The organism is Chroococcidiopsis cubana SAG 39.79 (genome assembly GCF_003991895.1).
Classification (GTDB): domain Bacteria; phylum Cyanobacteriota; class Cyanobacteriia; order Cyanobacteriales; family Chroococcidiopsidaceae; genus Chroococcidiopsis; species Chroococcidiopsis thermalis.
Genome location: NZ_RSCK01000116.1, coordinates 1 through 17071, shown reverse-complemented (window position 1 = coordinate 17071; position 17071 = coordinate 1). Strand labels below are relative to the sequence as shown.

The window sequence follows — 17071 nt, the reverse complement described above, 5'->3', positions numbered from 1 at the left end:
TTGAGCAACCCCTCAATTCCAATAATAGGACAGATGGAGTACTTCGTCTTTATCGATGTATTGTGGCTGGTTAATTTCAATTCGCCAACGCTTTTGATATACATCAGCCACAACATACGGTGGTAAAATAGTTGGATCGAGTACACTGATTAAATAAAAATGCCAAGTCTTTCCCGAACGAACTTCAATTAGACGTAAGGTAATAAATGGAGTTTTTTTCGTACCTGAACCTAGACGGACTAAACGATCTCGTAGCGCATAGCTGTGCGTAAATGTTTGCAAGGGCTTAATTGATGCTCCTTTCTTTAACCGAGTAATAAAATCAACTTTTTGTTCGATTAACAAAAGCCAAAAATTAAAGTGATAAAATCCTCTGTCCAGCAAAAGTAAAGTTTTGGCTGTGACTAAGTTTAAGATATCTAACTCAAATTTGATCTCAGAAGCTTTAGAATTTTCCTGAAACCAAATCTCTACAGGTAATCGAGTGCTTAAATCTATTACAGTCCCCATTTTTCTGGCTAATTGTCCTTGCGGAACATCTTTAAGACTATTCAGCTTGCAAAACAATGCTTCTAAAACCGAACAATCTACTATCCAAATTTTTTCAAACTTTGACATAGTAAATTGAACACTTTCAGGTATTTTTCGCTGGCTTCTAGCTTGCCAACTTGTTGTTAAATTTGGTAGCAAATCCTTAAAAACTTTCTCAAATATCTGGGCTGGAAATGATAAAAACCGCTCTCGCTATTGCTTGTTGACTGACAGCTTTGGGACTGCACCATAGAAACCCCTCCCTTGCCAACATTCTTGTCAGTTCCGTAACTCCCGCCACATCTCGCCATAGCAAGGTTAATACCGCCGCTACCATTAACGGTAGGTTGAGAATTCTGTCTCTTAACCCCAGCTGACGGTAGTAGTTTTCTTGGGAGGTTATAGCTGGTGTCAATAAAGCTTCTAGTTGCGAGGCAATGGCTTCATCTTCTACCATTGGGCGATGCTGCTTTTTGGCATGGTCGCGCTTGCTCCGGCTCACGGCTTCATCCCTCTATAGCTTATCTGCTATGAGTTTTACACTATCTTTGCCCGCCTCTTGACAAATCTTTGGCAACCTTAACTTGTGAGCAATGCCCTTTTTAGCATAGCTCGCCACCCACTAAGATTGATGAAAGTTGAGTACTTGAAAGTTGAGTACTTGAGTTTTCCTGACGATTTTGCACTTGACACGGAGCGATCGGCAGGCGAATGTGAAAGCAAGTGTTGCCTGGCTCAGAATGAAAGCGGATGTCGCCTCTATGTTTCTCAATAATTCGATAGCTAATCACCAAACCTAAGCCGGTTCCTTGACCCACACCCTTAGTGGTAAAAAATGGCTCGAAGATACGCCCTTGAATGTCTGGCGGAATGCCTGGTCCATTGTCAGCAATCTCTACGAGCAAATCATTATTGTCTAACGCTGTACGAATCCAGATTTGTCCGCGTCCGTCCATTGCATCGATCGCATTGTCAATCAAGTTAGTCCAAACTTGGTTCAACTCACTTCCATAGGCGCAAATAGTAGGCAGGCTGCGATCGTACTTGCGCGACACAGTTACACCACCCTTAAGTTTGTGACCTAGCATAATTAACGTACTTTCAATTCCCTGGTGTACGTCTAAATCCTGCATTGGCGCTCGATCCATATAGGAATACTCTTTGACTGCTTTCACTAGCTCAGAAATGCGTCCCGCGCTTTGCTCAATTTCGTCTAACAACCCCAACCCAGTTAGAGTTGCTTCAATCCAGGTCAGTACTTTGCCCAAGGATTGAGTAGGCACATGTTCTATGACAACATCTAGCCATTCTGTATCCAGTCCTGCTACTGCCAGGGTAGGGGCGAGATTCCAACTATCTTCAACGCCGTTTGCCTCAAGCCAGATGGCGATCTCATCTTCCCGATCGCTCTGCACGAGCGGATCTAACTGTAGTGGTGTTGCGGCGCGCGCGATCGCGTCTTGCAAAATGTTTGCCAGAAAAGTCATTTGCGTGCTTGTCATCTGCTGCTGGTTCAGACTGAGTGCTAGCAAGAGCAATTCTTGAAATAATTCGTGCATGTGCTTCGCACCTCGACTGACTGCTGCTGCTGGATTGTTAAGTTCGTGGGCAAGACCAGCCGCCATAGTACCTAGTGCAAGTAGCTTTTCGTGGTGTCGTGATGTTGTTTCCAAGATTTGTGTCCGCTGGGCTGTTATGACCAGCAGATCCCGTGTAATCGAAGGACATCTGGTTAGCATTTGCCAGAAAGCATGTGTGTCCCATTTCAACACGCGACTTGCTTTTGTAGCTCGTCCGCTAGCAAAGTAAGGCATATCTAATAAAATTAACTCGTGACCTGTATACGTTCCTGGTCCAAAGGTCATCATATGCCTTTCTATATCACCAACCTTCTTTGTCAGCTGTATTTCGCCTTCTGCAAGCACGTAAAAATTTTTCGGCGGCTCTCCTTCAAGCGCTAGATACTCTCCAGCGGCTAGCTGAATCAGGCTACCGTGTTCGGCTAACCATTGCAATTGCTCGTCTGTGAGTTCTGCAAAGAGCGCTGTTTGCCTTAAAGCTTCAAGCATAATTACATCTTACTAAGGTACTGATGAATAAACTGAACGGCAATCGAACCTTCTCCTACCCCTGAAGCAATGCGCTTCACCGAACCGTGGCGCACATCTCCAGCCACAAATATCCCAGGTACGCTACTTTCGAGCAGAAAAGGCTCGCGATCGAGCATCCATCCTTTGTTGCAGCATCCATTACGGTTTAAACTTGCTCCGGTCAAGATAAATCCTTGTTCGTCTCTTGCCACGATGCCATCTAACCAATCTGTACGTGGTTTAGCACCAATCATGACAAAGAGTAAGTTTGTCGGAACAGTTCGCTTTTCGCCTGTCTGGGCATCAGCAATCGTAACTGCTTCTAGGCAGTTTTCACCATGAACCTGGGCAATGCTAGAGTGTACTCTAACTTCAATGTTCTCTGTCGCTGAGATCTGCTCTATTAAATATTGGGACATGCTTTTAGCGAGAGAATCGCCGCGCACCAGCATTCTGACACGACTGGCGTATTTAGCAAGATAGACTGCTGCTTGTCCAGCTGAGTTAGCCCCGCCAACGATGTAAATCTCTTGATTTAAGCAAGAGAGTGCTTCAGTCATTGCTGCCCCAGTATATACGCCAGCTCCGATCAGATTATCAATTCCAGGTATATCAAGTCTGCGATACGAGATACCAGTAGCAATAAGCATTGCATGACAGCAAACCTCTGTGCCATCGCTCAGTGTCAAAATACGATAGGGATCGGCGACTCGAACACCAGTCACCTCTTGTGGCGAGAGAATCTCCACGCCGAACCGTTTGGCTTGAGTTACTGCACGTCTGGCTAGATCCGCTCCACTCAGTCCAACGGGAAAGCCCAAGTAGTTCTCAATCCGAGAACTCGTTCCTGCTTGCCCGCCTGGGGCTTCTTTTTCAATTAACACGGTTCGCAATCCTTCAGACGCTCCGTAGACTGCTGCTGCTAAACCCGCTGGACCAGCACCGACGATCGCTAAGTCGTAGAATGGCATTTGGGCATGGGTTCGCAATCCGAGTTTCTGGGCAATTTGCGTATTTGTCGGTTGTATTAAGTGAGAACCATCAGGAAATAATACCAGTGGTAAATTTGCAGCACCAGATTCGGTGTAGTTAGTCCATTGGTGTGCCTCTGCTTCTACCTCAATGTCCAGCCATTGATAAGGCACATGATTGCGAGCCAAAAAATCTTTGATTTGATGCAGATGGGGCGACCAACGCGAATCAACAATTCGCAAACCTTCAAAGGGCGGACGACAAGACGAAATCCAATCATCTAGTAAATCGTCCAGCACGGGATATAGTTTTTCATGTGGCGGGTCCCACGGCTTGAGAAGGTAGTAATCAATCTTTGCTGTGTTGATGGCGCGGATGGCAGCATCAGTATCCGCATATGCAGTTAGCAAGACCCGCTTTGCATCTGGAAAGAGTTCCATCGCCTGTTCGAGAAACTCTACCCCTGCGATCTCTGGCATCCGCTGATCTACCAAGAATAGTGCCACCATTTCCCTGCGTAACTTAACTTGTTGCAGTGCCTTCAGAGCTGTTAAACCCGATTCCGATCGCATGACTCGAAATCGGCTACCATACTCCCGTCGGAGATCGCGCTCAATGACTCGCAAAACTCCTGGATCGTCGTCTAAAGTTAACAGAACAGGATTAGCCACAGTTACTCCTTCATAACCTAGTCGCGTTACGACCAGCAGCGAAATTTTCGATGCAAGTGTCCCTGCTTGGTCAAATGTTCCCACACAGTGTAGTAATGGTATGACAACAGGCAGGAAAACACGTGCAAAATCTGGTTTACCAAACACTAAGCACTAACTCAGCAATTATTTGGTGTCAGGGTTTTTCGTCCTACAGATGGGTAGTGATTCTTAGGGAACTAAATACACGTTGGCTGTTTCAGTCACATCATACCGATCGGACACAGTAATGCCTTGACAGAATGAACTCATCTTGAGGTAATTCTGCACATTTTCCTGTGCGCCAACTATATGAATTTGAACGTCAGAACCTAGCTTTTGCTTTGTGAAAATCAGAAAACGCAGTCCAGCACTAGAGATACACTTTAAGTCTTGTAACAGAAAGACGAGGCGTTTGAGTGGCTGTGTTTGTACCTTTTCTAACTCTGCTTCCAGAATTGGTATTGCATTTACATCTAGTAAGCCAGTTAATGAAATCTTGGCAGTCCCATCAGCGACTTCCAGTAAAGCGGCATCAAAGAAAACCTGAATTGGTAGAATTCTGACTCTGACTCTCACTGAATCGCGAGTATCGGGCAGTTTGACAGTCAGTTTGTCGGCATCAAAATCAGTATACGGTCGGTCGTCGATCCATACCTCACCAATCCGCACGCTACCTGGTGGCAGAATATCCGGTGTAACTCGCAGAAGGTTGTCTTTAAATGCTCCCGGTCTGGGCTTAAAGTACAAGTTCATTGGCTGTTTTGTAATTAGCAGATTTGTGTAAACCGCCGCCAAGTAAGCTAACTCAAACGAGTGGTAGCCGCTCATCGAATGGCTACCTTTGCCACGCTCAGTACCCATTAGATAAGGAATTCCGTTTGCCAAGACATTAAAATAGACACCACCAGACTGGTTGTCGAGAAACCAAGCATTATAGAAAGCTGCTGACTCCCGTGCTAAGCGTCGATACTCAGTATTACCAAGCGAACCAGCCAGGATTAAGTAAGCTAGAATCGCTTGCTCTTGCTGCCACCAAGCCTTGCGGTCGTGCCAGACAAAGCGGTGTACTTCTTGTCCTGGTTCCAAACTGCGCTCTACGACATCGTACCAACCCCCACGTTGGCGATCGCTACCAACATCTGGCATAATCTCGGCAATTTCTTCGGCTAAAGTGGTATACCTTTCTTTTGGTTTCAAGTGGTTCATGCGCATCAGATTCCAAGCAATTTTGAGGTTATGACCCACCACTGCTCGGTTCTGCTGCCAACCCCACGTCGTGTCGTAGCTCCAATCTTCATAGAAACGTTCCTGCACAAATGGGCTATTGTCGAAATCTGGGAAACGTTTCTCAATGGTGTCAAACGTATACTCAAGGAAGTCGGCGTATTTGTCTTCGCCAGTTGCTAACCAAAGGTTGATCAAATAGGCTGGGGCATGGTCGCCAACTGAGTTCCAGTTCTTTTTCGCGCGGTTTCTCCCTAAAGACTCGGCATAAGGGCTGAGGGTAATGGGATCGATGTGAGAGAAAAAGCCGCCTTTATCTGTTTTGTCTAAGAGATAGCGGTTAAATAAATTGACAGTTAATTCAATGTCTTTCATGATGCGCGGATCGCCTGTCACCCGATAAGTTTGGGTAGGACCAGCCAAGGCATAAATTTGCTCGTATGCTGGCAGTGCATCATAATCATCCCCAAATTCTGAGGCAAATATTTTCTGCTCGCTACCATCTGGCTTCACATCAACACCATGATACCAGTAGCAAATTTCTTCGCCCTCATCGAGAAAACGCATGTGTTCGCGCAGATATTCAGTACCTTTTTCCGCTGCTTCTATGTAGCGATCGTCGCCAGTCATCATGTATGCTGTGGCGAAACCGTAAACTAAGCGAGAAATGGTATCAGTTTCTTGACGATTGGAATCTTCTTTGGAACCCACTAAACCGATTCCAGTGCGGTATTTCCGATAGTCAATTTCGCCATCTTCAAACTGTGCTTTCAGATAAAAATTGGCAAGATTACTAATCTGTTTTACCCACCAGTCCGGTCTTTCAAACAGATACTCGTTTTCTGTCCGACCCAAAAAGACTATGTGTTTGGCTTCAATCTTGTTTCGATCTGCTTCAGGATAAAAGATGCCATAGGCAAAAAGATAGCGATCGGGAACAAGCATTGACTGCATTTGGCTAGTACAGTCATAATACGGTTCTCCCAGATTGCGAACCATTTCTGCGTAAGTTGTTGAGGTTAATGCAATCTCAAAATTTCTACCATCAGAAGTTTTCAGGTTGAAAGTATTTCTGCTTAAGTCAACTTCTGTTACGTATCCTGCGATCGAGTCCGAAAATGAAAAACCCATGTTACTCATTGAAGATCTCCCTGCGTGGAAATTAATGCTTGACTAACTATTTGGAAATGAGAACAACTACACTACGCTCTTTGACAGGGCAAACATTGCCTGAAACCAAGATTTCTTTCCCTGACTCCATGATGTCCATCGGGGAAGGTTCCGCAGTATCAATGACTTTGTACCAATTCCTACCCTGAATTAAGGGAGTTTCAAATTCTAAAGCATCCCAGTACATATTGAACATGATATGAATATCTGCTTCTCCTTCAAAACCGCCTAAAGTCAAGGCAAGAACTCTAGAATGAGGATCGTACCATCCTGGATTAAACAACTTTGTGCCGTGCCAAGACATATCTGCTAAACCACGCTCGTTGACATCGCCACTGAAGAACTGGGAACGGCGTAAGGCAGATTGACAATAGCATTTGCGGAACTCGATCGCCAGCTTAAAGAATCTGAATATATCAGCATTCTTCTCTACCAAACTCCAGTCAAACCAACTAATCTCACTATCCTGGCAGTAGGCATTATTATTGCCTTGTTGAGTACGTCTGACTTCATCGCCAGCCACAATCATCGGTACGCCCTGCGACAACAGAAGAATAGCTGCAAAGTTTTTAATCTGTCGCCGACGCAATGCATCAATTTCTCTATCTTCAGTCTCCCCTTCAACACCACAATTCCAGCTCAAATTATCATTAATGCCATCGCGATTACCTTCGCCATTAGCTTCATTGTGTTTATCGTTGTAGGAAACCAAATCGCTGAGAGTGAACCCATCATGGCAAGTGATGAAATTAACGCTATTAATAGGTAGATGCCCACTAGCTTGATAGAGATCGGCGCTACCAGCAATTCGCCAAGCAGCAGATCCTGCTAATCCTGAATCTCCCTTGACAAAGCGTCGGATATCATCTCGGTAGCGTCCATTCCATTCTGCCCATCGATAACCAGGGAAGTAGCCAATTTGATAAAGCCCAGCAGCATCCCATGCTTCTGCAATAATTTTGGTATCGGCTAAAATTTCAGATGTTTCAATGTGCCATATGACTGGTGGATGAATTAAAGGTACTCCATCTTGACCTCTGGCGAGGATAGAGCCTTCGTCAAATCGGAAACCATCAACGTGCATTTCCTTCACCCAAAATTCTAGGCAATCTACAATTAACTTTTCCACCATAGGATGGTTACAGTTAACAGTATTTCCGCACCCAGAATAGTCCATGTAGTAATACTTGTTGAATGGTACTAGGTGATAGTAAATGCTATTGTCCAGCCCTTTAAAGTTAATCGTAGGACCGTCATGGTTGCCCTCGTCCGTGTGGTTAAAAACTACATCCAAGATCACCTCAATCCCTGCTTTGTGCAGTGCCTTAACCAGATCTCGAAACTCTCGGATCTGGCTCCCTATTTCTGGCGAGGTACAATATGAACCTTCAGGTGCAAAGTAGCTATGTGGATTGTATCCCCAATAGTCTCTTAGTGGCTTACCGTCAACCTCCCGAAAAATGTTCTTTTCATCAAAGTCAAAAATTGGCATCAGTTCAACAGCCGTGATCCCCAACTCTTTTAGATAAGGAATCTTCTCGACAATTCCAGAGAAAGTACCGCAGTGTTGACAGCCTGAAGAGGGGGACTTAGTAAATCCTGCAACATGAAGCTCATACACGATCGTCTCACTCATGGGTCGGTTAAGGGGGCGATCGCCTTCCCAGTCATAATCCGATATATCAACGACTACGCTACGCATTGAGGTAGCTATGTTATCTTTTGTCCCTATAGCATCAACGCGGTTCCAAAGCGTATTTGTATTTCCCTTCGCGTATGGATCGAGCAATACCTTATTTTCATTAAAGCGATGTCCTGCTTGTATGTCCTGAGATCCACTAACTCGATAAGCGTAGTAAGTGCAAGATTTCAACCCCCTAACATAGACATGCCAAAAGTGGAAAGTTTTATTTATCCTGGGATCTAATTGAATAATCTGTGCAGGTTCAAGATCGTCATGGTTCTCAAATAGCAAAAGTTCTACAGATGTGGCATGTTCTGAAAAGATCGCAAAATTGACTCCTTCAGAATTTGGTGTTGCACCCAGGGGATGTTGGCATCCTGGCTCCAATTGATACTTAGTCTTCGCTAGCTCAAATTGCTGTTTAGCTGTAGTTAGAATCATTATTCTTCCTGACTATTTTTTTACGACATTTACTGATTCTGTTCAGTAATTGAAGGTTCAGTAAAAAACCTGAAAATTTGCAAAAACCACTTCTGACGCAGTATTCATTTGACCTAACTTCATTAGATTAGCCTGAAGTTTTTTGTTAGTCGTATAGCAAGAAAAAACAAAAAAAATGGACGATCGGGTATTGCTTTGTTCTCGATAAATTCAGTTTCGATCGCTTGCTTGCTCAAGCTTCGGCATCTTGGCACGATACTTAAGCATTGTGCAAAAGACTATTGAGTTTTAGCCGATGTTTGATACTGAAAAGCTTATGTAACACGAAGTAAGAACACAATGGTTGAACTTTCGGAGCTAGTTTGCATTCTTTAGGAACCACTCAGTTTTAGGTTATTAACGTTATAAAAGCTACTTTTTTACAAGCATCTGCTAACAAGCTTAATGACTGGTTAAAATCAACGTGAATTATAAAATATCTTGAAAAATATTAATGTAGAATTTGATAAATAACTTGATTTTTAAGAATTTAAAATCAAAGCGATCGCGATCGAGTCAAAGTTGTTTAAACATTTCTATTTGAAATACAAAATTAAACTTCAGTTATTTTATACATTTTTATATTTTTACATATGTTATCTAGTTAAATATAGTTATGAGGGATTTTGTCGTCAAACCTTAAGGAAATATTAAATAAAAATATTGAGTATTGAAATCAAAATAATACAAACTTAATTCTAATTTTTGTCTCTTCTCTAAAAAAAAATTGATAAATATACTTCGGATGAGTTTAGGATTTTTAGTGTGTCTGGCTAAAAAAAATGCCTTGGCAAACAAAAGCAAAGGCTATATATCTTTGAACGAGTTAAAAAATTGATGTTGGTAGTTATAGAAAATACATGGATTGAAAGCCTAGTCAACGTTGTTACTTTCCTCAAAACAGAAATTGTTAACTTTGAGATCGCTAGCCGCTTTGCTTAGAAATCTCATAACTCGATCGTCATAAATTGAGAAAATATGAAGAATAGGTTTCGCAGCCGTCGTCGCTTTCTGCAAACTACTGCACTTATTTCTGCTGGTGCTGCCCTAAGTCCCCTAGCCAGTATTTATCGCGCGAGCGCCCAAGATCGAAATGTTCCAGATGAAGTTGTAGAAGCTCTAGTCCTTGGTAGCGGTTTTGGCGGAGCGATTACGGCTCTGCGTTTGACACAAGCTGGGATTAGAACATTGATGATAGAGCGAGGAATCCGCTGGCCTATCAGAGATGATGGAAATACTTTTGCTACTTTTCAACAAATAGATGGTCGAGCTGCCTGGTTAAGTAATACGACATGGAATGGAGTTCCCGTCGATCCGTTTACAGGAGTGCTGGACTTTTCTCAAGAAAATGGAATTAATATCTTGCATGGGGCTGGCTTTGGAGGTGGATCGTTAGTTTATAACGCGATTACTTACCAACCCAGGCGCGAAATATTCAGCGGTATTTTTTCTCCTGATGTTGTGGACTATGATGAATTGGATGCAGTTTATTATCCGCGCGTGCGATCGCTCCTACAACCCGCAAGCATTCCTGATGATATTTTGGCAAGTCCTTACTACGATCGCGCTAGGTTATTAATCGAACAAGGAAATAGAGCAGGCTTTGCTACATATCCATATAATCTTGCAGTAGATTGGAATGTAATTCGCCAAGAAATAGAAGGAACAAAGACACCTTCTGCAATTCTAGGTAATCATTGGTACGGCATTAACAGTGGGGCTAAAAATAGCCTGGATCGTAACTACCTATTTCAGGCAGAGCAAACTGGATTATTAGATGTTTTAACATTACATCTAGCTACAGATATTACTGAAGTACCTGAATATGGATACAGAGTTTTATGTACTCAAATTGACACATCAGGAGCAGTCGTTGCTCAGAAGTCTTTCACCTGTCGCTATTTATTTTTAGCAGCTGGTTCTATTGGAACTTCCAAGCTTTTAGTTAGATCTAAAGCAACGGGCTTATTACCAAAATTAAACGATGAAGTTGGCAAACATTGGGGAGGTAATGGAGATGCGATTGTAACTCGTAGCAACTTATCGCCGTCTGTATCTGGTAAGGGAGGACCAGCATGTGTAGTTTTGGAACACCTAGATAACCCTCTTGGTGTAGGGCAAACGCATCATGTCAATAAGGTAGAAAATTCTAAGCTTATTGACATTAATTGCAATAAACTAAAGCTTATTGAGAAGAAAATGGGTTGAAATCATTTGCAACAATCTCTATTTTATTGAGAAGAACCAGTGTAGGCATAAGGTCTGGTGAAGTTGAAAACACGACGAATATTCTAGGCGCGAATTTAGATGCGTTTGCCCTGACTCTCTCCCAACTTAATCAGGCGACTGGAAAGATTCCCCCACTTGGCACGCTGCCAATCTAACCCTTGACACGTAACAACAACCTTCGCTGAGGAAGCAATTCTAGGTAAACAGCTAAATAAAGCCGGACCCAAGGCGTGAAAATGAATCACATCGTAATTAGAAGCAGTAGCACCAATTGCTCCAAGTGCCGAACTACTAAAGGCATCCATTCCTCTCAAACCCATACAAGGTAGAGAAATCACCCGTACACTTTTAAAATCATATTCGTTGCGCCAAGATAAGTTAGTGTAAGACGATCGGGCAAATAAGTCTACAGAGTGACCTTGTGCAACCATACGAGGGTAAACCTCTGCACAATAGTGTTCGATCCCTCCTTGTTTTGGGGGTAAGCCTTTTGCACCAATTACAGCTATTTTCATAGACATCCTTTTCCTTAAATCGATGAAGAGCGAGACTAAGTTTGTTCAAGATAAAGCAGAAGATAAAATTTGCTTTTCTTCCCAGCGGTGTAACATATTGCTGTAGACTTGGCGAATGACGCTGCGAGCACTATATGGTTGAGCAGCACGTACGCATGACTCAACTGGATAGTTTTCTGGGTGCAATAGTACTTGACGCAAGGAATTGGCGATCGCCAACGGAGTACGTTCTCGACAAATAACTCCACAGCTAGCAGGAAGTAGTTTTGAAATCTCACTACATTCAGTTGATACTATTGGCGTTCCACAAGCAAGCGCTTCAAGAACAACCAAAGGTAAACCTTCATAAGTACTAGTCAAAACAAAAGCACTAGCAACACGATGTAACTCAGCCAGTTCCGTTTGAACGACCGATCCAAGCATTGTGACGCTCTTAGATAATCCCAGTTGCTCAATCTCGTTACGTACTTGGTCTGCCAATTCTCCATCACCAGCAATTAGTAGATGCACCTTTGTGTCAGCTAGAGCTGAGATAGCTCGGACTAAGAGAATAGGATCTTTTTGAGGATGCAAGCGACCTGCAAACAAAACAAATTGTGTATCTTCTAAAAGCCCTAACTTCCGAGTCAAGGCACCCTTTTTTGTTTGTTGTTCTTCTAAAGAAAGTGGATAGAAAATTTCGTTATCTACTGTATTTTTGATATAAGTAACTCGTTCAGCAATTGCTGGATATTGCTGCTGATAAAATTTTACAGATTCAGAGTGACAGGAGAGAATTTGGTTAAATTGTTTGACTAATAAACGTTCAAACAGGAAATATGCTTGCGGAAATCGTCTCCAAAGGATCGCATTCGCATCTTCTTGAGACTGCATCTGCTTCTGAATATCATTATGAATGAATAAAGTTTTATCTCCTGTCCAGTGCAAGGCTGCTAAGCTTGGTTCTAGACGATGAAAGTGCATAAAGTCAGAAGCGAAACAGCGACCTAGAAGTGCTGACGTGTATTTTAAGGTTGAAGGAACTAGACTTCTGAAGTTATCATTCTGCAAGGTGAAAAGAGGCATAAACCAGAGTTCTCTACCAGCGAGATTGGCTTCTTGCCACTTGCCATTAGGTTGACTTGGATCGTTACTAGTTCCAATGAGCTTAATCTTAAAGTCATCTGGGGCATACTTGATAAAATTACTGACCACTGTTTGAATACCACCAATAGTGGAGTGCCAAGGATTAAACTGATAAAAAATAGTTAAAACAGGTTTGCGCATGAATATAAAGTATCAAGTTTGCTAAGTACTCCGATGGAGAACTTGTTATAGGTGCTAAACCATCTATATATAAGTATGCAAACAGCCTATTCGCGATCGCGTCTCAGAAAGTGAATGACTTTATGTACAACTTGTATGAGTTGTTTGTTTTTTGTTTGAGTTAAGTGATTCTCAAATATCGATCGGTTTCAGAGAAGATTTTGCTTAATTTTTGTATCGAATGTAACAAAAATTTGCATTACTGCTGTAGCATTTTAAGAAAAACCTTCAGTAGATAGAGAAATAAAAATGAGTTCTATGCCAAAGGCTTGAGCTTTTTTCTCGAAATTTTTCAGCACTCGCTCTTGATATCGTCAACATTCTCCCTGTTGAAGTGTACAAGGGGAATTAGGTATTGGCTCAACACAATAGGTAGCACTACCGACAGGTAGAACCTAAAAAATGCACAATACACTGTTGTTACCCTGCCGCTATTGCTTTCAGCAGTTGAGCTATTCTATTCCTCGCCGCTTCTGTTCTTTCGGCTAATTTTGATTATCTGTAACGTGTCCTAAGGGCAGCCTCTAACAGATGTCATTGGCACGGATTGATTCTCGCTGGTTCTATAGGCAACCATACTGGCAAATCGAACTTGAAATAAAGTCCCTGCCCATACCTCACCTCTATAGAATACAATCAAGTAACCCGTCCAGAAGATTACCCTTCTATCGCAAAACTTTCAGTAATGCTGGTAAAAGCAACATTTCTTCAATTTGTTCTCGTACGGTAAAACTGATTTCACGACTCTTTTTAAGGCACTTTACTACTAAGTACTTAGCAACATAGTATTGCTGAAGTAATGCCTTCTGATATTCGCTAAACTGCCACTGGTAACCGATATTACGCTCCCAGAGGAGCTGAGACCTCATCTCCTCAACCCAAGTTTGACCATTGGTACTCCACCATTCCTTGAGCTTTTCTTGGCTTTGTTGAGGGGTGGGTAGTTGTTCTCTAAGGTCTTGAAGTAAATTTTGCAATTTGGACTGACAATCGAGGTCTATTTTATAGGGAAAAGCAGAGATTATAGCAAGGATTTGTTCCTCAGACGGGCGATCGCAGATAGTAAGTCCTATGGATAGCAGGCGTTTCAAAGCTAGATCCAAATATAGATCGTAAGTCAGTTTACTCGTAAGTCTTGGATCGATCTCAATGGAGAGAGACAAGTCGTAAACTGGTTCTGATTCGCCGTGAAGCTCTAACGATAGATAAAAAGCACGAACTGCGGCAGGTTCGTAAGGTACTTCGACTGAAAGAGATTTCTGCTGAAGCCAGATCAGAAACTGCTGCAATTTCTCATCAGCATCTACCAGTTCATCGCTACGCTGTTGCATTAACTGAATTAGAGGATCGGCATCTTCTATCATTTCCACTACAAATAGAAACACTTCATGCCAGCGAGGATCGCTCATGTGGACGGTCAACTGCCTCAGATTTCTATTTAAAGCTTCTGGCTCAAGATTAGCAACAATATTTCTAGCCGTGAAATATTCTTGAAAAGTGGGATATGAGAATGAGTAGATTCCTTGAGCTTTTTCTACTATGACTCCATGTTCTACCAAGAGCGACCTTAGCACTGTTTCACTAATGAAGTAAAGTTCTTCTGAATCAGATGGAGTATTGGGTAAAGCGCGAAGATAGTCTTTGATATAGTGCAAGAGATTACTCTGTGTAAAAAAGTAGTTGTCTTGCTCAAAGGTAATAGCAGCAATCTGACTGAGTAATTTTATCTTATGAGGTAAAGATAACTGGTAGAGGCTTTTATCTGGTTTGATTCCTCTCACGCGATCCCACCGAACTAACAAAATATCTAATGCTTGTTTGTATAACTCAGCGTGTTGAGCAGAAAAGCTTAAATTAGTTTGAAATAGAGAACAAGCTAGGTGCAGAAAAAGAGGTGTTCTAGCAAGGCTAGAAATTGACTGATTTTCAGGCAACTTTAGTTCTTTTAGAAACCGATCTGCTTGCACTAACCCTTGTTCTCTGGGGTTATTACTGACGTTTACAAACCACTGCTGAGCGAATGCTTCGATTTGAGAGAAGTTTAAATCAGCTATTTCAACATCAGTAAATTTCTCAAGCCAGTACCACGGTGTGGAAGTGCGACAGGAAACTATAAACTGATTTTTGTCATAATCTTTTGACAAAACACTAATCTGTTGCTGAACCTCTGCCCTATACTCTTCTTCTACTTCATCTAAGCCATCCAGTAGAAACAATGCTTGACCGTGATGAAGTAAAGTTTCAATCTGCGGCTCAGAAAACCCGATTTTACATAACTCTTGACTAATATAGCTGAATAAACTAAAGTGTTGAGTCTTGCTGGTCTCCTCGGCAAAGCTTCTTAGTCGGATAAAGATTGGTAGCCGATCTGGAAACAAGCCACCCCGATTGCATTGAATAGCAATGTACTGCAAAAGTGTGGTTTTGCCAGACCCTGGTTTACCTAGAATCGTCAGCTTAGAATAAGTTTCAACTACCTGTGCTGCTGAGACGTGTTTTTGACGAACTTCATTACAAATCTGGCAGCTCGAATCTTCGACGCTAGAGCAATTTAAATGAGATTTGTCTAACCGTCTATTACTTGTAACGTTCTCGAATACATCAACTTTAATATAAATATCTTCCAACTCTATTGGTCGGGCTGTATCTAATAAACGTATAGCGCCATACTCTGCTTGAATTCTATCGTGACAATGCGATCGCGCTGCTCGTACTAAGGCATCGAGATTCGCTTTCTCATCTTTCTCATCCTCTTTATTTGTTGATATGGTATCAGTCGGTAGAGCTGCGATCTCTTACCAATCTAAACCTAGACGAAAGCAAATTTCTAGAAATGTCTGTCGCTCAATCGGTTTGCCTGCGAAAAACTTCCATATTGGTTGGCGTGTTTCAATTCCAACTTCACATGCTAGATCTTCTTGCGTCCATTGCGTATGTCTAAAAGCCCTTTTCGCTTTTTCAATACCTGTAGTAGATGCTTGTAGGGATCGTCGTGCCATATGTCAATAAATATAAGGAATAAAAATTGAGTTGAATTGAATAGTTATGAAAAATCTGCAAAGATCCATTTGACTAGTTGGCGAAATTCCTAGCCATGTAGACAGATTTAAAACGATCGCAAATTTAGTTGGATTGCAGTAAGCATTTCCAGACAAAGCAATTAGTTGTCTTAAAGCGAGCCACTAGCTAAATTAAATAGCCAATATATCAACTACAGTATAGAAAGTTTTTATTGTTTGTTTTTTGATTTTTTTAATTGATGTCTTTATTTCATGACATACTCTATTGTTTTTTTTGGCAGCGTTAGATACCAGAAATCAGTATGGTAATCAAGTATTCAGCGATACTTGTGATGAAATTCTACCTCATGAATATATTAAAACTAGTAATTTTCTTTTCGTTTTAGTAGTACATATCTTCTGTTTTTTAGAATACCCCCCCACAGAATATTGTCCAAGCGAATGATAAACAGCGTAACAAAATTTTAAATCATATGCAACGATATGTAGCATTATTGCTATTATATAGTAAAAAGTTGGTATTAAGATACTAAGCCGTATAAAAATACTAAGTACTACTACTTTCTTACTTAAGATACTTGAACGTCTTTTAATTCTTACTAGCTAGAGCAGAGATTAGTTAACGTAGTAAGTGTAGCTACGTCGAGAGTATGCTATAAAACTCAAAGACGCTCGCCACTTGTCAGCATCAGCACAAGAAGCACTGCGGTATCGAGTCGTGAATGCAGATCGATTATGGTATGAGTAAATCCGTTGCAGTTCGCGTGTTTCAGGTGTCACGCGCAGCAGTGCATCATTGAACGCTCGTCTGTAGCAAATGGTAATGCATCATCGTTGAAAGGGTCGTGCCTCAAGCAAGTATCGAATGTCCTGCTGTTGCTGTCTCACTTAACGAGCCGCTTCGTTTTGGTCAATGATGCGAGCGACTGCTTCAAATTCCTGAACCTGACGCAGCATGACTTCAGCTCCAGGAATTTTGCTTGCTCCTTCAGCAACCGCTTGCGCTAGTTTCCAGGTATGACCCTACATCGAGTAGTAAACAACTAGAATTTTCAGAATTTCTCTTAAGTTAGTTTTGAGGTAGTCCTACACAAGTAAGGATGAGTTATAGTGATGAATGAAATACCAGATAGCTCCGATATGGTTATCCAACTTTTTC

The 17071-nt window shown here is 42.0% G+C and carries 8 protein-coding genes and 2 pseudogenes; 1 reads left to right on the top strand and 9 read right to left on the bottom strand.

What is annotated here, in order from left to right; all coding sequences use genetic code 11:
- Positions 1 to 18: 18 nt before the first annotated feature.
- The 5 genes and pseudogenes from DSM107010_RS32870 to glgX form a co-directional block, all read right to left on the bottom strand.
- Positions 19 to 988: pseudogene (locus tag DSM107010_RS32870) on the bottom strand (transposase); the annotation flags it as partial.
- Positions 989 to 1133: 145 nt separating this feature from the next.
- Positions 1134 to 2600, bottom strand: a complete 1467-nt coding sequence (locus DSM107010_RS32865; RefSeq protein WP_015154232.1) for a sensor histidine kinase — start codon at positions 2598 to 2600, stop codon at positions 1134 to 1136.
- A gap of 2 nt (positions 2601 to 2602) precedes the next feature.
- Positions 2603 to 4264, bottom strand: a complete 1662-nt coding sequence (locus DSM107010_RS32860; protein WP_106167057.1) for an FAD-dependent oxidoreductase — start codon at positions 4262 to 4264, stop codon at positions 2603 to 2605.
- A 210-nt stretch (positions 4265 to 4474) separates the two neighbouring features.
- Complete coding sequence (locus tag DSM107010_RS32855; RefSeq protein WP_106167050.1) at positions 4475 to 6649, bottom strand: AGE family epimerase/isomerase; 2175 nt, start codon at positions 6647 to 6649, stop codon at positions 4475 to 4477.
- A gap of 37 nt (positions 6650 to 6686) precedes the next feature.
- A complete protein-coding gene (glgX, locus tag DSM107010_RS32850; RefSeq protein ID WP_106167052.1) occupies positions 6687 to 8804 on the bottom strand; it encodes a glycogen debranching protein GlgX in 2118 nt (705 codons plus the stop codon).
- A gap of 1017 nt (positions 8805 to 9821) precedes the next feature.
- Here glgX and DSM107010_RS32845 point away from each other — a divergent pair.
- Positions 9822 to 11051, top strand: coding sequence for a Rossmann-fold NAD(P)-binding domain-containing protein (locus DSM107010_RS32845; RefSeq protein WP_181246329.1), 1230 nt, complete (start codon positions 9822 to 9824; stop codon positions 11049 to 11051).
- Positions 11052 to 11152: 101 nt separating this feature from the next.
- On the opposite strand, the pseudogene DSM107010_RS32840 reads toward DSM107010_RS32845, so the two are convergent.
- The 4 genes and pseudogenes from DSM107010_RS32840 to DSM107010_RS40515 form a co-directional block, all read right to left on the bottom strand.
- Positions 11153 to 11587 (bottom strand): annotated as a pseudogene (locus DSM107010_RS32840) (glycosyltransferase); the annotation flags it as partial.
- Between the two features lie 45 nt (positions 11588 to 11632).
- Positions 11633 to 12853 (bottom strand): glycosyltransferase, encoded by a 1221-nt coding sequence (locus DSM107010_RS32835; RefSeq protein WP_106167055.1) that lies wholly within the window; start codon positions 12851 to 12853, stop codon positions 11633 to 11635.
- A 704-nt stretch (positions 12854 to 13557) separates the two neighbouring features.
- Positions 13558 to 15519: an NACHT domain-containing protein gene (locus DSM107010_RS32830; RefSeq protein ID WP_199755925.1), complete on the bottom strand. Its 1962-nt coding sequence runs from the start codon at positions 15517 to 15519 to the stop codon at positions 13558 to 13560.
- Positions 15520 to 15687: 168 nt separating this feature from the next.
- Positions 15688 to 15891 carry a hypothetical protein gene (locus tag DSM107010_RS40515; RefSeq protein ID WP_199755924.1) on the bottom strand — a complete coding sequence of 68 codons (204 nt, stop codon included), beginning with the start codon at positions 15889 to 15891 and terminating at the stop codon, positions 15688 to 15690.
- Positions 15892 to 17071 lie beyond the last annotated feature (1180 nt).